This window comes from Bradyrhizobium sp. 25ACV, assembly GCF_054863005.1.
In genome coordinates this window covers 63,484-85,062 of sequence record NZ_JAVAYO010000025.1, presented here as the reverse complement: position 1 = coordinate 85,062, position 21,579 = coordinate 63,484, and the positions used below count along the sequence as shown (strand labels likewise).

The following is a 21,579-nucleotide window of genomic DNA, read 5'->3' as shown; positions in this document are numbered from 1 at the left end:
GAATAAGGGGGAGAAGAGAGTCAATGCGCTGCGTTTGCCGCCTCGCACCCGGATTTTCCGCTGCGCGGTTAGCCCGCCTCCGCGACGTCATGGCCGGGCCTGTCCCGGCCATCCACGCCTTTTGAGATCCCGCGTGAAGAACGTGGATGCCCGGGACAGGCCCGGGCATGACGGCCTCTGGGAAGGAAACCGGCTACGCCCCCGCCGCGTTCTTCGCGATCACGTTGCGATAGAAGCTGGCGCTGAGTTTCGGCGTGCGGACCTGGGTGTCGAAATTGACGTGGTACAGCCCGAAACGCTTGTTGAGGCCATACACCCACTCGAAATTGTCCATCAGGCTCCAGAGGAAATAGCCGCGCACCGGCACGCCCTCGGCAGTGGCGCGCTGGAGCTGGGCGAGATAGTTGCGCAGATACATGATGCGGTCGGTGTCGTAGATCTTGCCGTCGGGCGTGACGACGTCATCGCCGGAGGCGCCGTTCTCGCTGATATAGATCGCATCGGTCTTCCAGATCTTTGCCGCCAGCTTCGGCACCCAATAGAGCGTCTCCGGCCCGACGCGCAGCCAGTCCGAGTTCATGTGCGGGAACGATTTCGGGATCGGCAGCGGCATGAAGCCCGCGCCCTGGTCGGACGCCACCACATAGTTCTGCGGCGCGTAGATGTTGAGGCCGAGGAAATCGACCGGCGAGGAGATGATCTTCAGCTCCGCATCGGTGTATTTCGGCGCGTTGGGGCCGGCGAACTTCAGGAAGGCGTCGGTGTAGCGGCCCGTCATGATGAGGTTGAGATAGCCGGCATTCATCTCGCGCAGTGCGATCTCCGCGGCACGAACGTTCTCCGGCGTGTCGATGGCGGGCGCGCAAGCATCGATGTTCTCGGCCGGCCCCACTCTGGTGCCGCGGCGGCCATGGGCGCGCACCGCCTGCACCGCGAGCCCGTGCGCGAACGCGCTGTTCTGCCTGATCTGGTTGACCTCGGCTTGCGGCAGCGTCATGCCCGGCGCGTCGATGCCGATGCCGTAACCGAAATAGACGAAGCGGCCGCTCTCGTTCAGCGTGAACACGTTCTTGACGCGGTCGGTCAGATGCTCGGCGACATAGGCTGCGTAGTCGCCGAAGATCTTGCAGGTTTCCGTCGAGCGCCAACCGCCGAAACGATCCTGCAGCGATTGCGGCAGGTCCCAATGATAGAGCGTCAGCCACGGCTCGATGCCGTTCTTCAGGAGCTCGTCGATGAGGCGATTGTAGAAGTCGAGCCCCTTCGGATTGGGCTTGCCGTCGCCGTCCGGAAACAGCCGCGGCCAGGCCACCGAGAAACGATAGGCCTTGCAGCCGAGCGCCTTTATGAGCGCGATATCCTCCTTGTAGCGGTGATAGTGCTCATTGGCGCGGTCACCATTGGTGCCGTCCTCGATCTTGCCGGGGATGCGCACGAACTTGTCCCAGATCGAGGCCCCTCGCCCGTCCTCGTTGACCGCGCCCTCGACCTGATAGGACGAGGTCGCCGTGCCCCAGACGAAGCCCGCCGGGAAACCGCTGCCGCTGCGCGGCGGCGATGCCGGCCTGGCGTCGGCTGCCTCCAGAGGATTTGCCATTCCGGCCGCGGACAATCCCGCCAGCTTGGCAAACTGGCGACGCGAGACCTTGTCCGACATGGTAATGCTGCTCCAAGGGTGATGCTGATGCTGCGGCACAATGGCGCGTCGCAGGCGGTTTGAGAAGCCGTGGGGTCGGGATTTGCGGATGCAGAATTGTGGCACACCGACCCACGACAGAATTTACTTCAATTAACCTGCAAAACCCTCCGTTCTCCAGCAAGTTTTACGTCGCGCATGTCGGTCAAGCGATGGAGACGGAAGATGAGCGAAGAGACAGACTTTGAGACGACCGGCATTGGACGCCGGGATGTTCTCCTGACGGCAGGGGCCATGCTGGCAGGAATGGCGGCAACCAACCCGGCGGCTGCAAATGCCCAAGGCGCTCCGCGCCCCGCTTCGGTTGCTCGCGATTCCGCGCCACTCGGCGCGCGGCTGCAAGGCGTTCAGCATTTCGGCGTGACCGTGCAAAACATGAATCGCGCCTTCGAGTTCTACACCGAAGTGCTCGGCGGCACCGAGATTTTCCGCGACGGAGATTTCCAGGGTGAACCGATCCACAACACGCTTTTGACCGATCAGGAAATCGAAGCGCGCGAACGCCATGTCAACCCGCGCACGATCGGGGTTCCCGATCTCAGGGGAGGCACACAACGCTTGGACGTACGCTTCGTCCAGTTCGACAACGTTGTGATCGAGCTTCTGCAGTATCGCGACGCTGGCCAGCCATCGGGCAGCGGCGACAGCTTCGCAGAAGCGCGCGACCACATGAGCCCGGCGTTTCCGCGCTCCATGCACATCTGCTTCTATGTGAGGGATGACGTCGACTTCAACAAGTTCATCCACGACCTGGAGGCAGAATCGGCGCGCCGCGGCATGACCCAGGTGCGGGCCAATCGTGTGATCACCGTGACATCAGAGCAGCAGCGCCGCGCCGCCCCGATGGAGGCGAACACCAATCGCATCACGCAGGGCCTCTCGGAAGGCTGGGAGCTGATTTATTGCAAGGGCCCAGAGGGAGAGCAGCTCGAGTTCGTCAAGGCTCTGGGTCCAGTGAAGAAGCGCTTCAGCGACGCGCTCGCCGCCCGCCAGCAGCGGGGCTAGAGCAATTATCGCAGAGAAGGACGATCTCCATGATGTCACGGAAACGAATGATTCTGGCCCTCGTCGCCACAGCTTCACTGGCCGGCGCAGCATCAGCCACCGCTCAGGAACGCGACGGCGTTCGCTATCGTGCCATTCCCGATGGCGCCTATTCGGTCGTCGCCGAAGTCCGCGCCAAACCGGGCAAGGAACGCGCGCTTCGAGAGGCAACGCTGCCGCTTGTCGCGCTTGTCCGAAGCGATCCCAAGAATCTGGTCTACTTCTTCCAGGAGGACCGCGAGACACCAGGACGCTTCATCTTCTATGAGATCTTCGCAAGCCGCGACGACTTCGAGGCCCACAATGCCATGCCCTACGTCCAGCAGTGGTTCGGCCGGCTCCCCGAGCTCGCCGAGGGGGGCGTCGTGGTCAGGCGGCTGGAGATACTCGGCCACAACGGAGGTTGAAGTCGCGCCTCGCCGTCGCAGCGAGCCCGCGGCGAGGGCTTGAACCTGATTGCTGAATTTACCTTCAGGACAAGCGGGCAATCTGCCGCCGGGCAATCGACCCCGCTCTGGGCTCGTCAAGAATCTCGCGTGCCCGGTCAAGTCCGGGCACACACTCTCGATCGCCGAGACGTTCCAACAGCTCCTTGAGCACGGCGTGCGCGACTGCCGCCCGTCCGGCCATCAACTCCAGTTCGGCGAGACCGACACTGGCATCGCATTCATGGAAATAGATACCTTGAGCGCGCGTCAACTCGATCGCGCCCCTGAACAGGCTCCTTGCGGTGCCCAGATCGCCCGGCCGATTCCGCGCCATCAGGATCCTTGCGAGGACGGGGTGATGCCGTCCAATAAGTCGGCCGTCCCGATCACCGAGACATTGTGTCATTGCCTGCTTTGCCGCAGCCTCCGCCCCATCCAGATCGCCCAGCCTGCGTCGCGTATCCGCGAGCTCAACCCAAAGGGTCGGATGAAGCGTCCCTGTCTTCAGGATGAATCTGTCCTGCAGATTGTGGGTCAGGCTGCGTTCTGCCGCTTCCAGGTCACGGGCTTCCTCGCGGATCAGAAGAGCCTGAAAGACATCGACCAGAACGCGCCATGGACGATAGAGGCTGGACACAGCTTCGAGCTTCCGCAGATAGAGTCTGACACGTTGAAAATCGCCAGATGCAAGATGAGCCCAGATAGCTCCCTGCGCGAGCACGAAGTACAGGGTCGTCACGTGGCCCTGGCTTTCCGCTTGGCTGACGGTAGATGCCAGCAGAGACCGCGCCTGATCGGGATAACCCAAATAGAACTTCGTAAGCCCGAGCCCGACCTTGCAGGAGATGATCGAGTCGATGCCGCCGAAATAGAGCGAAACTCTCCGGGGAATCGCCGATCGGTCATTCAAGAACGCCTCGAATTTCTGGTGCGCCAGCGTCATATCGGAGGCCTCAAAGGCCTGGAAGGCGGACCAGCGCAGGAGAAGCCTCGACATCACGGCATCGTTCGATCTCCTGCATACCGCCGCGAACGCATCGATGTAGGGCGAGGCGGGACGCCTTGTCAGGAGCATGTTCTGGATGATGCCGTAGAGCGCCCGCATCTCCAGGAGATCGTCGCGCGCGATTTGTGCTGCGCGCCAGGCGTGCTCGTAGAGGCTCGCACCCTCAAGACCCGGTACATAGACCTGCGCCGCCGCGAGCGCGACCAGCGCGCGAGATCTAACGGCGGGTCCGACATCGGGACTGCTGTCGGCAAAGCGCAACGCCAGCTCCAGATGAGGAACACCTTGCGCGAGTGAGGTGAACTCGAGCCATAGACGTTCGGCTGCAAGAACCAGCGCTATTCCGAGGCCGGGCTTGACGGAAAACGCCCAATCGAGAGCGACGCGAACCTCGTCGATGTAACCACGCAGCTGTGCACTGTCCGCGACGGAATCGCAGGCATCCCAATCCCTCCGCTCCAGCATGTCGAGGAAATAGCGCGCATGGCGCTCGTGCACCCGTTCCCGATCGTCTGCCGCGTCCGATGCCCGAGTGGCGTAGGCCCGGGTGGTCTCCAGCAAGCGATATTCCAGCGGCGCGGCCCGATGATCGAGGCTCAGAAACGACTTGCTCGCTAATGCGGCAACCGCTTCGCGGACACCTCCCATGTCCAGATCGTCATCGCCTGCAACCGCAATTGCAGCACCGAGGGTGAAAGGCCCGGCAAAAATGGAGAGGCGCCCGAGCACCACCCGCTCCCTTTTGGGAAGAAGATTGTAGCTCCAGTCGATCGTTGCGGCGAGCGAGCGATGACGCGGAATTGCGGTCCGACGATCCACCCAGAGCAGGGAGAATCGTTCGTCGAGCCCGCGACGAACCTCTTCGATGCCGAGGACGTCGACCATCGACGCCGCGAGTTCGATCGCCAGGGGCATCCCGTCGAGGCGCCGGCAAACATCCGCGATCGCGGCCGCGACGGTATCATCGATCGCGAAGTTCGGCGTTCTCCGGCAGACGGTTCGCGTGAACAATTCTGCCGATGAATAATCCTGAACGTTTCCGGCTGTCACCGGAACAGACGACGGCGGGGTTTCGAGCGGTTCGAGACGCCAGACAAGTTCGCCTTCGATCCGCAGGGTTTCGCGGGTCGTCACCAGAATATGGACGTCGCGGGTGCCGCTGAGCACACTTTCAACGAGGAGCGCGACGCTCTCGGTGACATGCTCGCAGGAATCCAGGACAAGCAACAGACGCCGGCCATGAAGGGCAAGCAGGACCTGATCGAGACTTGCAGCCATCTGAACCGGCAGATCAAGCGCGCCGGTGACGGCCGCATAGATCTGACTTCCGTCAGTGATACGGTCGAGCTCGACAAGGCAGACTCCGTCGCAATAGGATTTCTCAAGCTCGCCCGCCACCGCAAGCGCGACGGTCGTCTTGCCGATGCCGCCGGGCCCAAGGATGGTGACGAGCCGGTCGTTCTGCAGAAGCTCGCTGATGTCGCCGATCACCGCGGCGCGGCCGATCGGCGCATGCATCGCGCCGGGCGCGCGCGATCGGCGCTTCGATGGGTGATAGACGCCGACGTCTCCGACGAAGCGGTAGCCGAAGGACGCCTCTGCGCGGATCAGGTCTCCGTATTCAAGCAGAGCCTTTCTCAGGCCGGAGATCTGAACCTTCAGGTTGTCCTCGGCCACGGTTCGCCCGGGCCATGCGCGATCGTAGAGCACGGCCCTTGAAACGAGCTCACCCGGAGCTTCCAGCAGGGCGCCCAGAATCGCGGCCGCACGCGAGCCGAGCCTGACGTGAGTCTCACCGTGCAACAGCAAGCGTCTGGCCAAGCTGAAACGAAACGGTCCAAACGTGATTTCCGGACCCGCCATCGCCTGCCCAGCCCTCAGCGCCCTGATGGTCGATCGGTCGGCAGTTCAGCGAAGGCACCGAGCGAACGCTGGCCTTCCGGCGTCAGCAACCCGACAACGTGTCGTGGGCGCAGAGAACGATTGATCCGGACCCTGGGAACCAGGATCGGACGACATTCGGATCGAAGAAGGATCATCGGTTCTGGCCAGTGCTCAGCCGGTACGAATATACGGAGCTATCAGTCACCGGAGCGAAATTCTTCTCTATTGGCACGAATTAGGTCGCGCGATTTGTCGCAGACGCGAGACCTTGTCCGACATTGATGCTGCTCCCGAGATGATTGCTGCGGCCGCACAATGGCGGGCGGCAAGCGGTTTGAGAAGCGAGGTTTCAGGGTAGCAGCCGGCGCGTTCCGCGTCATGCCGCGTCCAGCGCCTTCAACTCGTCAGCCGCAGCGATGATCGCACCCCGAATCTTGACGAAATATTCCGCATCGATCCGCGAAGCGAGCCAGTCCAGCTCGCCCGTATGGCCGTGCTCATTCACCTTGCGGACCACGCCTTCGCTGATCAGCACGTTGAGGCAGCGCCGGACGTTCGAGCGCGGGAGCCCGAGATATTTGGAAACGTCGGAGGCCGTACGCGGCGGTGCGCCGAGCTCGTCGCTCACGCGAATCATCATCGCGACCAGCAGCTCTTCAAACACCGCGCCGAGGTGCTTGCGAGGATAGCCGCTGCGCATCGCCACGAAGCACGTCACCAACAACCTGCCCACAATCGCCGATTGCTTCTCGCGCTTCGTCACTGCTGCATCTGAATTGGTTGGGATTTCTCCGGCCATTTTCGCCACCATTGTCTTCGCTCGCGATTGTGTTTAGCTGGCGCATGCTTCGGCCGCAAATGAAGCTGTGTTAAGCTGGAGCACACGGCTCATGCGTCGGCATCTCAGACAGACTTTCGCGAACGAGACGGTCTTTGCGATTATTGTGACCTGTTTCGGGCTTTTGCCTGTCGCCATATTGCTGGTTGCCCTCTTCGTTAGGTAAACCTCCAACCCTACTCTTCGGTAAGGCGCGGATCGGCAGACGCAATAACGTCACTTTTCGGCGTCGGATGAATACCTTTCAGCGTCAGAGGGGCGGCTTTAGGGCCCTGCTCCGATTGCGCCGACCACGACCTGCATCAGCCACGCGATGCCGGCGTCTCGCATCGCCGCCTTGGTTGCGATCGCGCGGATCGCATCCGGTTTACGCGCAAAAGGCAGCTCGACGAACACCAAGCCGAAACGGCCGGCGTGGTGCTCCACCAATCTTCGCGGCAATGCTGCGATCAGATCAGATCCTGAAAGCTGGACGAGCGCCATCATGAAATTCGGGACAGTCAAGGCGATGCGGCGCTCGAGGCCGCGCTTTGCCAACATCTGATCGACGAAACCGCGCGCTTCACCACTGAGAGACACCAGCAGATGCTGTGATTGCGAGAATGCAGCACGGGTTGGCGCTTTTGCGAGGGGATGCCCCTTGCGCATGGCCAGGACAAAATCCTCGTCGTAGAGCCTGCGCGCCTCGAATCGCGGCGATACCGCCGGCAGCGGCAGCATTGCGACATCGAGCTCGCGTCTTTCGAGCATATCGAGGCTTTGGTGCCAGGGCTCCCCGATCGCGCCGCCGCGCGGCGCAGGCATCAGGTGGATCAGGGCGAGGTCGATATGGGGGGCCGCAGTCGCGATCGATCGCAGGAGCTGCACGGATGTCGAGACCAGTACGGCATCGGGGGCGCCAATCGTGAACCGGCGGCGGCTCTTCGCGGGGTCGAACGGTGCAGCCGAGCCGATCAGCTGTTCGATGCGCGCGATGATCTCGGTCACGGGCTCCTCGAGCTCCAAGGCCCGCGCCGTTGGAACGACGCCCTTAGGCGTCCGCAGAAACAGCGGATCGTTCAGCAAGAGACGGAGCCGGCCAAGCGCATGGCTGACAGCCGACGGCGTCAGGCTCAGCCGGCCTGCAGCACGCGCGACATGACGTTCTTCCAGAACCACACGGAAGAGCACGAGGAGATTCAGATCGATCCTGGATAGATCAATTTGGTTCAGCATGATGCTGAAATCATATCGCTGGATTCATCAAGTTCAAGGTCTCATGGATGGGTCGATCGTCGTTCGATCAGGAGACGTGAAATGACCAAGAGACCGCCCGATGTGAACAATTGGCCAGACCGGCAGGAGAAGATGTCGCGGCGCTCGATGATGGCCGCCACGGCTGCGATTCCGCTGTCCGTTCAGCTTTCAGCCGATGCGGCCGTCGCAAACGACGCGATAGCCAGCCTCATCGAACATGCCCGCGCGAAAAATGCCGCCTTCATGCGTGGCGACGTGGATCGCTGGCTCCGGCTCGTCCGCATCGCGCCGGATTTCACGTTGATGCAGCCCTTCGGCGGGCCCGCCAGTCGCGGATTCGACGCGAGCCCCAAACGCCTGGCCGATCTATCGCGATACTTCAGGGAAGGCGAAACCGAGCTCGAGGTCTTGCAAGCCTATGCATCGGACGCGCTCGTCGTTCTCGTCATGATTGAACACCAGCGGGCTGAAGTGGGCGGATTGCCGGCCCAAGACTGGTCGCTGCGCGTGACCGAGGTCTACCGCAAGGATGGCACCGATTGGCAACTCGTGCACCGCCATGCCGATCCGCTGGTCCGAAGCATCACCTTGCAACAAGCCGCGATACTCGCCCGCGGCTGGCTGGAGGACAAATGATGTCCCTCGCCTCGCTGGAGCCAGCCGGCCAGCTGGCTCGTGACGTCACGCATCGCGATCCAAAATTTTCAGCGCGGGCGCTTCGGCAGCTTTGGCAGCTTGTCGGGATTGAATGCCCCGAACTGCTCGGCTCGTTCACTTGCCGGCGGCTGCTGTTCGGTCAGAATGAGCGTGCCCTTGAGGATCATTCCCGGCACTTGTTGCGCCGTCGCGGTGTAAGTCGCGATCTTGCCGGGGCAGTTTCCCTCGATGTCCAGGGTGAGTTCGTCTTCCACGCCGAAGACCGTTGCACGTCCATCGGTGTGACGCTTCGTTGATACGGTGGCGGTGAAGCGATCTCCGTCGACCCGGCACGAGCCGTGATACGTCATCAGGCTGTCACGGCCCCAGATCTGCCCGTCTGCGACATGGACGATCCCGGTGCCCTGGTCGATCGGCGTCTTGTACCACGCCGCATATGTGCCGTCCTTCAGCATGGGAGCAGTCTCCTAGACATTCCCACGCAACAATCCGCATGATTAGCGCTAAGAAACCGTTAATCACGCGGCCCGTGCCAATCCGGCCTTTCCTTGCGCAGCTCGGCTTCAAGCTCCTCGACGATGCCGTGAAGCAGGCACGCGGCAAGCGGATCGGTCACCTCCCGCTCCAAGCGCCGATAACGCGCGATCTGGCACTCCTGCTCCATCAATTGGCGCTCTGTCATCACACGGGCCCTCCGACGAACTGACGCGGAGACAGCCAGGCAGTTGCATTAAAATTTTCAGATCATTTGACATGGTTTCCGGTTGGTAAAGACGACGCAGCCGCGGGCCAACCTCGCAACGGCGGCCCTCCTCTAGGAGACCAGACGAAGCCAGACGTCTCTGCTTGCCAGCGTGCCGTTCGGCGTGGCGATCTCCATATCCACGACGTGGAGAGAGCCGGGCTCGGCTCCATAGATGTATCTGAGGTGCCACACGGGACCCAGGTCTGGTGAAATGACAAAATCGTCCAATCCGTCGGTGATATCTCGAACGGCCTCGCGATGCGTCAAAGGCCCAGAAAACATCGCATCGATCAGGTCGGCGAGGCTCATGCCCTCGACGAGCATAAGTCGCGCGACCTCGTCACCGTAGACGTGCCGAAGCGCTGAAACGATAGCAGCGACGGCATCCGGATTCTTCAACGCCACAGCAAAGCGAGCCTCCGAGGCCATCATGCCGGAGGCGGAATATTCTGCAAGCTCAGCGTGCGCTATCGCGGAACAGGAGGCGCTGGCTCCGGCCGCGGTGCTCGGAGCCGATGCTTCAGCCACTGGCCTTGCATACGGCACCCGTCCCTAGAACGTCACCCGCATCCCCGCGTAGAACGCGCGCGGCCTGGCCGGGCTCAGCGAGCGCGGGTCGGTGAACTCGGCGCCGCCGTTGGTGAAGTTGGGCAAGGCATCACGGTCGAAGAACTGTCCGTAGGTCGCGTAGCGCTTGTCGAAGATGTTGTCGATCTTGCCGTAGAGCTGGATGTTCTTCGCCACCTGGTAGGAGGTGTGGAGATTGAACACGGTATAGGACGGCAGCTTCGCGAACTGATTCGATTCGTCGCCGACCAGGTATTGACTGGAGACGAATAGCGCGTTGCCGCCGACCTTCCAGACGTCGGTCACGGCATAGTCGATGCCGACCTTGATGCGGTGGCGCGGGATCGCGGGAAGCTGGTTGCCGGGTGAGACCCGGATGGTCTCGGTGGCCGGATCGGCAAACGGGCTTTCGGAGCCCAGCTCGAGCGGATCAAGGAAGCGCGCGTCGACGAACGCATAGCTCGCCTGGAACTGGAGCGTGGGAGACTTGATGTTGACTTCGGCCTCGAGACCCTGCCGCCTGGTACGGCCGACATTGGAGAAATAGCCGAAGCCGGTCCGTCCGACCGCGGGTATCGCGACGATGTCGTCGTTATTGGTGGCGCGGAATCCGCCGATCTTCCAGCCGAGCGTGCCGATGTTCAGCTCCTTGGTGCCGCGCAGGCCGGCTTCGACGGTCCTAGACACGACCTGCTTGAGTGGCGGATCGGAGACCAGAAACGCCGCAATGAGGCAGGGCCGAGCTGGATCGGAGCAACCGAGCTCGAGTGGCGTCGGCACGCGGTTGGCCTCGGAATAGCCGGCATAGGCGGTCAGCCCCGGCGTGATCCTGTACGTGCCCCCGATCACCGGATTGAAGCGGGTGAAGGTGTGATCGCCGTTGAGATCGGTTCCGAGCTGATCCTCCAGCGTGATGCGCGCCACGTTGAAACGGCCGCCGCCGGTGATGGCGAAGGCGTCCGTGACGTTGAACGTGTCCATCGCATACAGGCCGTTATATTGGTTGACGGTCCGCAGCGAGACCGGACCGGCAACTGTTTCCGGCTGACCGGTCGGCCCCAGGAAGAGGCCGCTGCCGCTGACGACGTAGTTTTCACCGATCGAGCCGATCTCGGCGGTGGCGTTGTAGCGCGTCACGCTGGCATCGTAAGTCGCGCCCATCACGAAGCGATTGTCATGCCCGAACAGTTGATCGGTGTTGGTGGCCTGGCCCGACACGCCGAAACTGGTCGAACGGATCGTGCTGCGGTCGATCTCGCCGAGGATGGTCCCCAACGGATACGGATTGACGAGCTGCGCGCCGTTGGTGCCATTCGCCGGCGTCGTTTCGTCGCCGAAGCACAACAGCCCCAAGGCGGCGCATTCCTGCACGTCGGTCGGATTGCCGTCGACGAGCTTCTGCTCGTACCTGCGCACATGCGCGGTACCTTCGAGCGTCCAGGTCGGTGTCGGATCGGCCTTTCCGGTCAGGTTGAGATAGCCGACGCGGTTGGAGGTGGTCTGCGGCGTGGTGTAGGTCGCGCCCCAATATTTGTCGAGCAGCTCGGCCGGAACGGTGGCGCTGGCGCCGAAATCGTTCTTGGCGACGCCCATATTGGCGTGGAATTCGCTGTCGCCGGCCTTGTAGCCGACATCGCCGTAGAAGCGCCGCACGGTTGATTGCGAGAAATTGCGGAAACCGTTGTCGCGCAAGCCTTCGAGCGCGGCATAGACGCCGTAGTTCTTGTCGACCTGCTTGCCCCATTGCGCCGAGCCCTGGACGCGGCCGAACGAGCCGCCCATCACGTCGATCTCGGCGCCCTGATAGGTGAAGCCGTCCTTCATTTGCAAATTGATGGCGCCGCCCAGCGCGTTGAGGCCGAAGGCGGGATTGTTGGTCACCAGCGTCACCGACCTGATGGCGGCGGTCGGGATCAGGTCCCAATTGACCGCGTCCGAGAAGGCTTCGTTGATGCGGACGCCGTTCTGGTACACGGCAAGGCCTTGCGGCGTGCCGGTCACGGGCGAAGCAACGAAGCCGCGGAATTCGACGTCCGGCTGGAACGGATTGCCGGTGACCTCGGTGATGTTGACGCCGGCGATGTTGTCGCGCAGCGCGTCGGTGACGTTCAGCGAGCCGGTGCGCTTGATCTGGCTGGCATCGACGGCGTTGATTGCCGACGGGACCTTGTCGACATCGAGACCCCTGCCGGTGCCCGGCGCGGTCGGATAGACATAGATGCGGGTCCGGGGACTGGCGGACGAGGCTGCCCCGATATGCGCAACCGGTCGCACCGGCGCAGTACGCCTCGCCACCGACGGCGGCGGCGCCGCCACTTCGACCGGCGGCAGATTCTGGACGTTGGTCTCCTCGTCCTGCGCGGCCCCGGCGGGGCTCGCCAAGACCACCCCGGACACCAGACCGGTCGACACCGAGGCCATCAACAAACGACGCTTGAACGAAACAACCTTGCCCATCCCCGCCTTCCCATCCGTGACCACCGGCTGTTTTGATTTTCGCCGATTGGTCGGAACGAGTGTATTCGGCAGTCGCATTCCCGCCAGCCACAAAAGGTCGGGCAATATCGGCTCCCGTTTTCCCGACCAAATCGGGAATTATTCCCGATCGCTTCGGGAGCGGTCAGGCGGCCGCGGTCGGAACCAGCGCTTCCACGGTCAATCCGCCGTCGCCGGAGACAACGTTGAGCGTGCCGCCGAGCGCCAGAATCCGCTCACGCATGCCGACGAGGCCGAAGCCGAGCTTCTGGCCCGGCTCCATGCCACGGCCATTGTCGCTGACCCGCACCCGGGCGCAGAAGCGGCCGTCCTGCGCCATCTGCTGCGCCGGCTCGATCATGACATTGACCGCGGTCGCGCCGGCGTGGCGGAACACGTTGGTGAGCGCCTCCTGCACGATGCGATAGATGGTGAGATCGGCGGTCTCGCCGGTGACCCCGAGCGACGGCGAGATCACGGTCTCGATGGCGACATCGGGATGCGATTCCCGCCACAGCCGCGACAGCGATTCGAGCGCTTGGCGCAACCCGAGCTCGGCGAGGCCGACGGGGCGGAGGCGCTCCAGCACGCGGCGGTTGAACTGCTGCAGCGCGTTGATCTGCTCCAGCATGGCGCTGCCATGCTTTCGCACCGCCTCCGCATTCGGGACGCGTCCATCCGCCTGCTTCGCCAGCGCGCCGGCATGCGCCCGCAGCGAGAACAGATACGGCCCGAACTCGTCGTGGAGCTCGCGCGCGATCTCCTTGCGCTCGATGTCCTGGAGCGACACCGCCCGCTCAGCGAGGCGCCGCTTGTCCTCAACCGCCTCACCGAGGGTTGCGGCAAGGTGGTTGAGCTTGGTGCAGATTGCGGCGAGCTCGGGCGCGCCGCCCGGTGCGACGCGGGCCTCGTAATGTCCACCTTCGAGCTTCCCCATTGCCTCGGCCAGCGACTGGAGTGGCGCCAGCGCCCGGCCGACCACTTTCATCATCAGGAAAAACAGCGCCAGCGCGATCGCCGTGCCGACCTCGAGCTGGGTCACGATGCCGTCCCAGATCTCCGCGATCTCGTCATCGGGATGTGAGGTGATCAGGAGCGAGCCGGGCTTGCCACGGATCGAGACCGCCACGCTCACCGCGGTCTGCTCGGGATGGACCAGGCTGACGAACCAGGCCGGCGGCCCGCTCGTGTCGCTATCGGCATCAAGCCGGGGCGGCGTCTGCGCATTGCCGCCGGTGTCCCGAAGCGTGATGCTGACATGGCGCAGACGGCTGAGGTCGCGCGCGATCTGGTTCAGCCTGGCATCCGGATCGGGCGCCTCGTTGAGATCGGCAACGATCATCTCGATGAATTCGCGCGCGAGCCGGATCACGCTCTGGTCCTCGGCCTGCACGCGGGGACCTGCCTCCGCGACCTGGCGGCCGATATTCACGGCGAGCCCCAGCGCCAGCAGCAGTGCCAGCAGAAGGTTGATGCGCCCGCGCAAGGATAGATTTTGCCACATTGGTATCGCCCGTGCCTCGCGAAGCCTCGCCTGCCGCTGTCCGATGACGTTGACAGCGGCGAAGCGGCGGATATCTAATCGGAAGCGTACAGCAATCCCGGCCGGGCGCGAAACAGGCCGACGCTGTCACAAGGAAACGCCTATGCGCATTCTGATCGTCGACGATCATCCCATTGTCGCCTCCGGCTGCCGTGCCGTGCTGGCCGACGAGGGCGAGATCGAGATTTTGGAGGCCGCCGACGCCGAGGACGGCGAGTGCGTCTTCATCGTCGAGCGCCCCGACCTCTGCATCATCGACATCAATTTGCCGACCGTCTCCGGCTTCGAGCTCGCACGCCGCATCCTCGAGCGCGCGCCGGAGGCCCGTATCATCATGTTCAGCATGAACGACGATCCGGCCTTTGCCGCACGCGCGATCGAGTGTGGCGCCAAGGGCTACGTCTCCAAGACCGGCGACCCCGACGATCTCGTCGAGGCGATCCGTGCCGTCGGCGGCGGCGGCACCTACCTGCCGAGCGCGATCGCGCGCAGCATCGCCTTCGCAGGACCGACGCTGGCGCAAAGCCCGCTGTCGAAGCTGAATGCGCGCGAGATGGAGATCCTGCGGCTGCTCAGCGCCGGCAAGAGCCTGTCCGAGATCGCTTGGCTGGTGCAATCGTCCTACAAGACGGTCGCCAACACCTCGTCCATCATGCGCCAGAAGCTCGGGGTGAAGACCTCGGTCGAGCTGGTGCGGCTGGCGATCGACAGCGGTGTTGCCTGACGCAGGCGGCTGCCACAAATTCGGTCACACAAGCGTTGCAATATTGATGTGGTGAGATGCCACGGAGTGAAGGCATGACGATTCAGACTGTCTCGACCAACAAATCCTACGGCGGCGTGCAGGGCGTTTATCGCCATGCGAGCCAGGCGACCGGAACCGACATGGTGTTCTCGGTCTATGTTCCGCCCCATGCCGACGGCGCCAAGCTGCCGGTGGTCTGGTATCTGTCCGGGCTCACCTGCACCCATGCCAATGTCACCGAGAAGGGCGAATTCCGCAAAGCCTGCGCCGAGCTCGGCCTGATCTTCGTCGCGCCCGACACCTCACCGCGCGGCGCCGACGTGCCGGGTGATGCCAACAACGCCTATGATTTCGGCTTAGGGGCCGGCTTCTATGTCGACGCGACGCAAGAGCCGTTCGCGCGCAATTATCGGATGTGGAGCTATGTCACCGACGAATTGCCGAAGCTCGTGGCGGGAAATTTTCCCGTCGACGCCAAGCGGCAATCGATCATGGGCCATTCGATGGGCGGCCATGGCGCGCTGACGGTGGCGCTACGCAACCCGCACCGTTTTCGCGCCGCGAGCGCGTTCGCGCCGATCGTGGCGCCCTCGCTCGTGCCCTGGGGCACCAAGGCGCTGACCGGCTATCTCGGACCGAACAAGGACGCCTGGCGCGGCCACGACACGGTGGCGCTGATCGAGGACGGCGCGAAGTTTTCCGGCTTCCTGGTCGACGTCGGCGAAGCCGATAATTTCCTGAAAGAACAGCTCAAGCCGGAGCTGCTCGAAGCCGCCTGCACCAAGGCGGGCATCCCGCTCACGCTGCGGCGGCAGGCGGGTTATGACCACAGCTATTATTTCATCTCGACCTTCATGGGCGATCATCTGCACTGGCATGCGGAGAAGCTGAAGGGGTGAGTTCTCTTACCCTCCCCTGGAGGGGGAGGGTCGCAGCGCATGAAGCGCAGCGGAATGCGATGCGGGGTGGGGTGATCTTTCCACTCGGGCACCGCCTCAAAGGAGGGACTGTCACCCCGTCCCGCTCGCGCTGCGCGCGATCGACCCTCCCCCTCCAGGGGAGGGTAACGGCCCCCTACTCCCGCTTGCCGTAATTCGGCGCCAATAGCCGGTTGCGGATCAGGTAGCTCATCGTGCGGGTCCAGGCTTCATCCGTGTTGCCGCGCATGTCGGCGCTCGCGGCGGCGATCATGTTGCCGGTCTTCACGTCGCGCAAATAGATGTTGAGATTGATGATCAGGTTCGAGACCTTCTGCACCATGCCGGTGATCTCGAGGTCAGCGCCCAATTCGCCGGCGAGCTTGAGATCGCAGCCGCCGCAGGCCTGTAAGTTGGCGTGACGGGCGGCATCCCTGACCGGCGCGATGTCGAGCACCTGGAACCTGCCGGACTCCGTCAATTCCTTGCGCAGCTGCTCGCTGATGAGCACGAGCCGTGCCTCTTCGGGCCTGGAGCCGTAGAACTCCCCGGGCAGACTGGTGTCGATCAGCTCGAAATCGAACACGGCAAGCTTCGGTGGATCGGCGCGCGCGAGCGAAGGCGTCAACAGCAAAGCGGCGATCATCATCAATGCTCGCATGATCGTGATTCCAGGCCTCGCGCGCGCAGGGACGAAATGCGGGGTTGCATGCCCTGCCAAATCGGTCATGTTTGAAGCAGAGACAATTCTCCACCTGCGGTCAAGCCGGGGGGATCGTTCGGAGGAAACATGATCCGATGGTTGGCCGGTCTGATCGGCTTTGCTCTTGCTGCGACGAGCGCGCTCGCGGCGGAGCCTGCCCTGATCGGCGTCGGCTATCTCGGCCTCGCCGGCACCAGATCCACACTGTCGCTGGTCGAGCAGCCCGCGGAGAATGACGGCGTCGCCGGCGCGCGCCTCGCGATCGAGGACAACAACACCACCGGTAAATTCCTGGGCCAGCGGTTCGCGTTGGAAGAGCGCCGCATTAGGGAAGGCGAGGATGTCGTCCAGGCTGCGACCGCGCTCGCGGAGAAGAACGGCTTCATCATCACCGACCTGCCGGCCGATGCCCTGCTGAAAGTCTCGGACGCCTTGCGCGACCGTGGCACGCTTCTGTTCAACGCAGGGGCGATCGACGAGCGGCTGCGCGAGGCCGATTGCCGTGCCAACGTGATCCACACCGCGCCGACACGGGCGATGCTGGCGGATGCGCTCGGGCAATATCTGGTTTGGAAAAAATGGTCGCGCTGGCTGCTCGTGGTCGGCTCGCATGATGAAGATAAGCTGTTTGCCGATGCACTCCGGCGCACCGCGACGCGGTTCGGCGCCAAGATCGTCCAGGAAAAAACCTTCGAGGACAAGGGCGGCGCGCGCCGCACCGATAGCGGCGTGACGCTGATCCAGCGCCAGATGCCAGTGTTCACGCAAGGCGCGCCTGCTTACGACGTGCTGGTCGCCGCCGACGAGAGCGAGGTGTTCGGCGCGTATTTGCCCTATCGCACCTGGGATCCCCGCCCCGTCGCAGGCTCGGCCGGCCTGGTGCCGCGCAGCTGGGACGCAGCACAGGACCAATGGGGCGCGATCCAGATGCAGAACCGCTTCATGAAGCTGAATTCGCGGCGCATGACCGCGCTCGACATGCAGGCCTGGACCGCGGCCCGCATGATCGGCGAGGCCACCTCGCGCACCAATTCCGGCGACGTCAAGAAGGTGACTGATTTCATAAAGGGCCCGGATTTTTCGGTCGCCGCCTTCAAGGGCACGCGGCTGACCTTGCGCGACTGGAATTGGCAGCTGCGCCAGCCGATCCTGCTGGTCGATGGCCGCATGGTGGTGTCGGTCTCGCCGCAGGAGGGTTTCCTGCACCAGGTCTCCGAGCTCGACACGCTCGGCTACGATCGTCCGGAGAGCAAATGCAAGCTGAAGTGAGAACGCAAATGTTGCGCATGTGGCGTGTGGGGCTCCTGTCCGGACTGGCGCTGGCGGCGGCGCCTGCGCATGCGTTCATCGCCTATGTCTCGAACGAGAAGAGCAACACGGTCACGGTGATCGACACCGAGAGCTGGACGGTGACCAAGACCATCAAGGTCGGCCAGCGCCCGCGCGGCATCGATTTCACGCGCGACGGCAAATTCGTGATGGTCGCCGTCGGCGACGACGACACCATCCAGGTGATCGATGCCAAGACGCAAGCCGTGGTGGATAGCCTGCCCTCCGGACCCGACCCGGAATTGTTCGCGCAGGACGCCGCCGGCAAGATCCTCTATGTCGCCAACGAGAACGACAACACGGTGACTGTGATCGACCTCGAGAAGCGCGCCCGTCTCGGCGACATCCAGGTCGGCGTGGAGCCCGAGGGCATGACCATCAGCCCCGACGGCAAGACGCTGATCAACACGTCGGAAACGACCAACATGGCGCACTTCATCGACACGGCGTCGCGCCAGATCGTTGCCAACGTGCTGGTCGATGCGCGGCCGCGCTTTGCCGAGTTCAAGCACGACGCTTCCGAAGTGTGGGTCTCCTCCGAGATCGGCGGCACCGTCTCGGTGATCGACCCGAAAAAGCATGAGGTGATCGGCAAGGTCACGTTCGAGATCCCGGGCCTGCGGAAAGAGGCGATCCAGCCGGTCGGCATCGGCATGACCAAGGACGACAAGACCGCCTTCGTCGCGCTCGGCCCCGCCAATCGCATCGCCGTCGTCGACGTCGCCTCGCGCAAGGTGACGAAATATCTGCTGGTCGGTCAGCGGGTCTGGCATATGGCGTTCACGCCCGATGAAAAATACCTGCTCACCACCAACGGCGTGTCGAACGACGTCTCCGTCATCGACGTCGCCGCGCAAAAGGTGATCAAGACCATTCAGGTGGGCGAACTGCCCTGGGGCATCACGATCGCGCCATGACCAGCCCTGCTCCGATTCCCGAACCACAGGAGGCGCCGAAGCTAGAAGCGGCGGCGGAGCCGGCGCTGTCGATCGACGGCGTCAGTCATTCCTATGGGCAGCGGCGTGCGTTGATCGACGTCTCCTTCAACGTGCAGCCGGCGAGCTTTACCGCCCTGCTCGGCCTCAACGGCGCCGGAAAAAGCACGCTGTTCTCGCTGATCACGCGCCTGTTCGGCATCCAGAGCGGCCGGGTCGGCATTTTCGGCCATGACATCAGCAAAAGCCCCGGCGAGGCGCTGCGGCTACTCGGCGTCGTGTTCCAGCCGCGCACGCTCGATCTCGACCTGTCGCTGACGCAGAACCTACTCTATCACGCCGCGCTCCACGGCATCAGCCGGAGCGAAGCCGCCGCACGCAGCGCCGAGCTGCTCGGCCGCATCGGGCTCGCTGATCGCGCCGGCAGCAAGGTGCGCGATCTCTCCGGCGGACAGATGCGGCGGCTGGAAATCGCCCGTGCGCTGCTGCACCGGCCGCGGCTGCTTTTGCTGGACGAGCCGACCGTCGGGTTGGACGTCAAGGCGCGCGCCGACATCATCAGCCAGGTCCGCCAGCTCGTGACGGAGCAAGGCATCGGCGTGCTCTGGGCCACGCATCTGTTCGACGAGATCATGCCCAGTGACGACCTCGTGGTGCTGCACCAGGGCAAGGTGCTGGCGCAGGGGCCGATGAACCGCGTCGTCACCGAGGCTGGCGCGCAGGACGTCAACACCGCCTTCATGCGCCTGACCGGCGCGCAAACCCTGCCGGGAGGCGGCGCATGAGCAGCATCACCACACGTGACGCCCCGCGCGGCTTCTCGGCCCAGCAGTACCTGACCTGCCTCACCGGAATCGTCTGGCGCGAGGGATTGCGCTTCCTGCATCAGCGCGAACGCTTCGTCTCGGCGCTGGTGCGGCCACTGGTGTGGCTGTTCATCTTCGCCGCCGGCTTCCGCCAAGTGCTCGGCATCTCCATCATCCCGCCCTACGAGACCTACATCCTCTACGAGGTCTATATCGCGCCTGGGCTGATGGCGATGATCCAGCTCTTCAACGGCATGCAGTCCTCGCTCTCGATGGTCTACGACCGCGAAATGGGCAACATGCGCACGCTGCTGGTGAGCCCGCTGCCGCGCGGGTTCCTGCTGTTCTGCAAGCTGCTGGCGGGCACGGCGGTGTCGTTGCTCCAGGTCTATGCGTTCCTGCTGATCGCCTGGTTCTGGGACATCACCCCGCCGTCATCGGGCTATCTGACCGTGCTGCCGGCGCTGATCCTGTCCGGGCTGATGCTGGGCTCGCTCGGCATGCTGATCTCTTCCGGCATCAAGCAACTCGAGAATTTCGCCGGGGTAATGAATTTTGTCATTTTCCCGATGTTCTTCGCCTCGTCCGCGCTCTACCCGCTGTGGCGGGTTCAGGAGGGCAGCCCGTATCTGTACTATCTCTGCGAGGCCAATCCGTTCACCCATGCGGTCGAGCTGATACGTTTTGCACTCTACGGGCAAATCAACTGGATCTCGCTGGCAGTGGTCGCGGCTTGCACAATCGTCTTCATGATCGGCGCAATTCTGGCCTATGATCCCTCGCGTGGGCTGGCGCGACGGGGGCCCGCAGGAGGCGAAGGATGAAGGTTCTGACGATGGCTGTTGTGGCGCTGGCGCTGTCGGGCACGGCCGCGCGCGCGGCCGATCCGCGCTATCCCGACTGGCCCTGCACGCAAGCCAAGGTGCCGGAGATTTCGCTTGCCGCCGTCTGGGCCGGCCCGGCGCTCGACGACGTCCAGAACAAGTGGAAGGACGACGCCAAGGTCAGCGCGCTGGTCGCAAAATTGTCGGCGCGCAAAACGCCGCTCGATGAGGCCGAAAAGTCCGTGAAGGAATTTCTGGCCGCCTCCGCCACTGACAAGACCGCGAAGGCAAAGCTCCTGTTCGCCGGCCTGTTCGACACGCTCAATGCCCAGCGCTCCCAGGTGATGGCCGGGCTCGAACGCGTCAGCCGCAAGCAGCGCGAGTCCGCCGACAAGATTCGCGAGGAGACGATCACCCTTCACGCGCTGCAGGGCGCGACGCCGCGCGACGAGGCCAAGGTCGAAGCGCTCGGCAACGAACTGATCTGGAAGACCCGCATTTTCGAGGATCGTCACAAGGTCGTGCGATTCGTCTGCGAGGTTCCAACCACGATCGACCAGCGCCTGTTCGCACTTGGCCGCGTGATCCAGCAGGAAATGGAATAGCGCCCGCCTCGCTGGCGGGCCACGACAGGTTCCCGGATCGGCCCGGTTAACCTTTGCCCTGCTATCTGCCGGAACCAAATCGATCTAGGATGGCTTGTCGAAGTGAACTCCAAGACGTCGGGAGGCCTCGATGGGAACCACAAGATTTATCTTTGCGGGCGCTGCGGCCCTCAGCATGCTCGCAACCAGCGCGCTTGCTGACGACATGACCGGAATGGTCATGCGGATCGATCGGCTCAACGGCACGATCTCGATCCAGCAGACGCAGAAAGGCACCGTCGGTGGCAGCGCTGGCGGCGCCGGCGCGCTCCAGGAGTACAAAACCAAGGACGCCGCGATGCTGGAGGCCGTTCATGCCGGCGACAGGGTGAACTATTCTGCGACCGACAACAACGGCACGGGCACGCTGACGAAGCTGCAGAAGCAGTAGGGCTGAGTCTCACCTCGTCATTGCGGAGGAGCTCTTGCGACGAAGCAATCCAGGGTCCTCCCTCCGCGGAAGGATTCTGGATTGCTTCGCGGAGCCTGTCATCGGGCCGCGCTTCGCGCGGACCCGTTGGGTCGCAATGGCGAGGAGAGGCTGCGCGCCTCTCATC

Annotated in this window: 21 protein-coding genes; 11 read left to right on the top strand and 10 right to left on the bottom strand. The window is 63.4% G+C overall.

Features of this window, described 5'->3' with window-relative positions; genetic code table 11:
• Positions 1 to 193: 193 nt before the first annotated feature.
• Positions 194 to 1,657 carry a GH1 family beta-glucosidase gene (locus RAD04_RS36750; protein ID WP_461627682.1) on the bottom strand — a complete coding sequence of 488 codons (1,464 nt, stop codon included), beginning with the start codon at positions 1,655 to 1,657 and terminating at the stop codon, positions 194 to 196.
• A 204-nt stretch (positions 1,658 to 1,861) separates the two neighbouring features.
• Here RAD04_RS36750 and RAD04_RS36745 point away from each other — a divergent pair, with 204 nt between their 5' ends.
• Positions 1,862 to 2,701, top strand: coding sequence for a VOC family protein (locus tag RAD04_RS36745; protein WP_026202401.1), 840 nt, complete (start codon positions 1,862 to 1,864; stop codon positions 2,699 to 2,701).
• A gap of 47 nt (positions 2,702 to 2,748) precedes the next feature.
• Entirely contained in the window at positions 2,749 to 3,147 is a 399-nt protein-coding gene (locus RAD04_RS36740; protein WP_183232131.1) for a putative quinol monooxygenase, read from the top strand.
• A 64-nt stretch (positions 3,148 to 3,211) separates the two neighbouring features.
• Here RAD04_RS36740 and RAD04_RS36735 read toward each other — a convergent pair whose 3' ends face one another.
• The 3 genes from RAD04_RS36735 to RAD04_RS36725 form a co-directional block, all read right to left on the bottom strand.
• Entirely contained in the window at positions 3,212 to 6,037 is a 2,826-nt protein-coding gene (locus RAD04_RS36735; RefSeq protein WP_461627681.1) for an ATP-binding protein, read from the bottom strand.
• Positions 6,038 to 6,434: 397 nt separating this feature from the next.
• Entirely contained in the window at positions 6,435 to 6,869 is a 435-nt protein-coding gene (locus RAD04_RS36730) for a helix-turn-helix domain-containing protein (RefSeq protein ID WP_461627680.1), read from the bottom strand.
• A 291-nt stretch (positions 6,870 to 7,160) separates the two neighbouring features.
• Complete coding sequence (locus RAD04_RS36725; RefSeq protein WP_461627679.1) at positions 7,161 to 8,111, bottom strand: LysR family transcriptional regulator; 951 nt, start codon at positions 8,109 to 8,111, stop codon at positions 7,161 to 7,163.
• Positions 8,112 to 8,192: 81 nt separating this feature from the next.
• Between RAD04_RS36725 and RAD04_RS36720 the strand changes: the two genes are divergently transcribed.
• On the top strand, positions 8,193 to 8,768 hold the full coding sequence (locus RAD04_RS36720) for a YybH family protein (RefSeq protein ID WP_461627678.1): 576 nt from the start codon (positions 8,193 to 8,195) through the stop codon (positions 8,766 to 8,768).
• Between the two features lie 68 nt (positions 8,769 to 8,836).
• Here RAD04_RS36720 and RAD04_RS36715 read toward each other — a convergent pair whose 3' ends face one another.
• The 5 genes from RAD04_RS36715 to RAD04_RS36695 form a co-directional block, all read right to left on the bottom strand.
• Positions 8,837 to 9,244, bottom strand: a complete 408-nt coding sequence (locus tag RAD04_RS36715) for a hypothetical protein (RefSeq protein ID WP_461627677.1) — start codon at positions 9,242 to 9,244, stop codon at positions 8,837 to 8,839.
• A gap of 59 nt (positions 9,245 to 9,303) precedes the next feature.
• Positions 9,304 to 9,471, bottom strand: coding sequence for a hypothetical protein (locus RAD04_RS36710; RefSeq protein ID WP_165637887.1), 168 nt, complete (start codon positions 9,469 to 9,471; stop codon positions 9,304 to 9,306).
• A 132-nt stretch (positions 9,472 to 9,603) separates the two neighbouring features.
• Positions 9,604 to 10,062, bottom strand: a complete 459-nt coding sequence (locus tag RAD04_RS36705) for a hypothetical protein (RefSeq protein ID WP_461627676.1) — start codon at positions 10,060 to 10,062, stop codon at positions 9,604 to 9,606.
• Positions 10,063 to 10,086: 24 nt separating this feature from the next.
• Positions 10,087 to 12,558 (bottom strand): TonB-dependent receptor, encoded by a 2,472-nt coding sequence (locus RAD04_RS36700; RefSeq protein ID WP_461627675.1) that lies wholly within the window; start codon positions 12,556 to 12,558, stop codon positions 10,087 to 10,089.
• 163 nt (positions 12,559 to 12,721) lie between these two features.
• Positions 12,722 to 14,080 (bottom strand): histidine kinase, encoded by a 1,359-nt coding sequence (locus RAD04_RS36695; protein WP_461627674.1) that lies wholly within the window; start codon positions 14,078 to 14,080, stop codon positions 12,722 to 12,724.
• A gap of 142 nt (positions 14,081 to 14,222) precedes the next feature.
• Between RAD04_RS36695 and RAD04_RS36690 the strand changes: the two genes are divergently transcribed.
• Entirely contained in the window at positions 14,223 to 14,843 is a 621-nt protein-coding gene (locus RAD04_RS36690) for a response regulator (protein WP_018320706.1), read from the top strand.
• Between the two features lie 74 nt (positions 14,844 to 14,917).
• The gene (gene fghA, locus RAD04_RS36685) at positions 14,918 to 15,763 is read left to right on the top strand and encodes an S-formylglutathione hydrolase (protein WP_461621398.1); all 846 of its coding nucleotides are present in this window, start codon (positions 14,918 to 14,920) and stop codon (positions 15,761 to 15,763) included.
• Between the two features lie 175 nt (positions 15,764 to 15,938).
• Here the strand turns inward: fghA and RAD04_RS36680 are convergent, their stop codons facing one another.
• Positions 15,939 to 16,511, bottom strand: coding sequence for a DUF3280 domain-containing protein (locus tag RAD04_RS36680; RefSeq protein WP_091966648.1), 573 nt, complete (start codon positions 16,509 to 16,511; stop codon positions 15,939 to 15,941).
• A 60-nt stretch (positions 16,512 to 16,571) separates the two neighbouring features.
• Between RAD04_RS36680 and RAD04_RS36675 the strand changes: the two genes are divergently transcribed.
• From RAD04_RS36675 to RAD04_RS36650, 6 genes are all read left to right on the top strand, one after another.
• On the top strand, positions 16,572 to 17,753 hold the full coding sequence (locus tag RAD04_RS36675) for an ABC transporter substrate-binding protein (protein ID WP_461627673.1): 1,182 nt from the start codon (positions 16,572 to 16,574) through the stop codon (positions 17,751 to 17,753).
• 8 nt (positions 17,754 to 17,761) lie between these two features.
• The gene (locus RAD04_RS36670) at positions 17,762 to 18,730 is read left to right on the top strand and encodes a YVTN family beta-propeller repeat protein (RefSeq protein ID WP_177237447.1); all 969 of its coding nucleotides are present in this window, start codon (positions 17,762 to 17,764) and stop codon (positions 18,728 to 18,730) included.
• Positions 18,727 to 19,533, top strand: coding sequence for an ABC transporter ATP-binding protein (locus RAD04_RS36665; RefSeq protein WP_461627672.1), 807 nt, complete (start codon positions 18,727 to 18,729; stop codon positions 19,531 to 19,533). Before RAD04_RS36670 ends, RAD04_RS36665 begins: the two co-directional genes overlap by 4 nt.
• A complete protein-coding gene (locus tag RAD04_RS36660) occupies positions 19,530 to 20,378 on the top strand; it encodes an ABC transporter permease (protein WP_091966640.1) in 849 nt (282 codons plus the stop codon). The genes RAD04_RS36665 and RAD04_RS36660 overlap by 4 nt, the downstream gene beginning before the upstream one ends.
• Positions 20,375 to 20,983 carry a hypothetical protein gene (locus RAD04_RS36655; RefSeq protein WP_461627671.1) on the top strand — a complete coding sequence of 203 codons (609 nt, stop codon included), beginning with the start codon at positions 20,375 to 20,377 and terminating at the stop codon, positions 20,981 to 20,983. Before RAD04_RS36660 ends, RAD04_RS36655 begins: the two co-directional genes overlap by 4 nt.
• A gap of 130 nt (positions 20,984 to 21,113) precedes the next feature.
• Positions 21,114 to 21,413 (top strand): copper-binding protein, encoded by a 300-nt coding sequence (locus tag RAD04_RS36650; protein WP_028142690.1) that lies wholly within the window; start codon positions 21,114 to 21,116, stop codon positions 21,411 to 21,413.
• Positions 21,414 to 21,579 lie beyond the last annotated feature (166 nt).

Excerpts from the sequence above, each read along its gene's own strand:
- RAD04_RS36730 (WP_461627680.1), bottom strand. The coding sequence starts at position 6,869 with ATGGTGGCGAAAATGGCCGGAGAAATCCCAACCAATTCAGATGCAGCA.
- RAD04_RS36655 (WP_461627671.1), top strand. The coding sequence starts at position 20,375 with ATGAAGGTTCTGACGATGGCTGTTGTGGCGCTGGCGCTGTCGGGCACG.
- RAD04_RS36650 (WP_028142690.1), top strand. The coding sequence starts at position 21,114 with ATGGGAACCACAAGATTTATCTTTGCGGGCGCTGCGGCCCTCAGCATG.
- RAD04_RS36735 (WP_461627681.1), bottom strand. The coding sequence starts at position 6,037 with ATGGCGGGTCCGGAAATCACGTTTGGACCGTTTCGTTTCAGCTTGGCC.
- RAD04_RS36695 (WP_461627674.1), bottom strand. The coding sequence starts at position 14,080 with ATGTGGCAAAATCTATCCTTGCGCGGGCGCATCAACCTTCTGCTGGCA.
- RAD04_RS36720 (WP_461627678.1), top strand. The coding sequence starts at position 8,193 with ATGACCAAGAGACCGCCCGATGTGAACAATTGGCCAGACCGGCAGGAG.
- RAD04_RS36675 (WP_461627673.1), top strand. The coding sequence starts at position 16,572 with ATGATCCGATGGTTGGCCGGTCTGATCGGCTTTGCTCTTGCTGCGACG.
- RAD04_RS36740 (WP_183232131.1), top strand. The coding sequence starts at position 2,749 with ATGATTCTGGCCCTCGTCGCCACAGCTTCACTGGCCGGCGCAGCATCA.
- RAD04_RS36725 (WP_461627679.1), bottom strand. The coding sequence starts at position 8,111 with ATGCTGAACCAAATTGATCTATCCAGGATCGATCTGAATCTCCTCGTG.
- RAD04_RS36750 (WP_461627682.1), bottom strand. The coding sequence starts at position 1,657 with ATGTCGGACAAGGTCTCGCGTCGCCAGTTTGCCAAGCTGGCGGGATTG.
- RAD04_RS36660 (WP_091966640.1), top strand. The coding sequence starts at position 19,530 with ATGAGCAGCATCACCACACGTGACGCCCCGCGCGGCTTCTCGGCCCAG.
- RAD04_RS36665 (WP_461627672.1), top strand. The coding sequence starts at position 18,727 with ATGACCAGCCCTGCTCCGATTCCCGAACCACAGGAGGCGCCGAAGCTA.
- RAD04_RS36690 (WP_018320706.1), top strand. The coding sequence starts at position 14,223 with ATGCGCATTCTGATCGTCGACGATCATCCCATTGTCGCCTCCGGCTGC.
- RAD04_RS36700 (WP_461627675.1), bottom strand. The coding sequence starts at position 12,558 with ATGGGCAAGGTTGTTTCGTTCAAGCGTCGTTTGTTGATGGCCTCGGTG.
- fghA (WP_461621398.1), top strand. The coding sequence starts at position 14,918 with ATGACGATTCAGACTGTCTCGACCAACAAATCCTACGGCGGCGTGCAG.
- RAD04_RS36745 (WP_026202401.1), top strand. The coding sequence starts at position 1,862 with ATGAGCGAAGAGACAGACTTTGAGACGACCGGCATTGGACGCCGGGAT.
- RAD04_RS36715 (WP_461627677.1), bottom strand. The coding sequence starts at position 9,244 with ATGCTGAAGGACGGCACATATGCGGCGTGGTACAAGACGCCGATCGAC.
- RAD04_RS36710 (WP_165637887.1), bottom strand. The coding sequence starts at position 9,471 with ATGACAGAGCGCCAATTGATGGAGCAGGAGTGCCAGATCGCGCGTTAT.
- RAD04_RS36680 (WP_091966648.1), bottom strand. The coding sequence starts at position 16,511 with ATGACCGATTTGGCAGGGCATGCAACCCCGCATTTCGTCCCTGCGCGC.
- RAD04_RS36670 (WP_177237447.1), top strand. The coding sequence starts at position 17,762 with ATGTTGCGCATGTGGCGTGTGGGGCTCCTGTCCGGACTGGCGCTGGCG.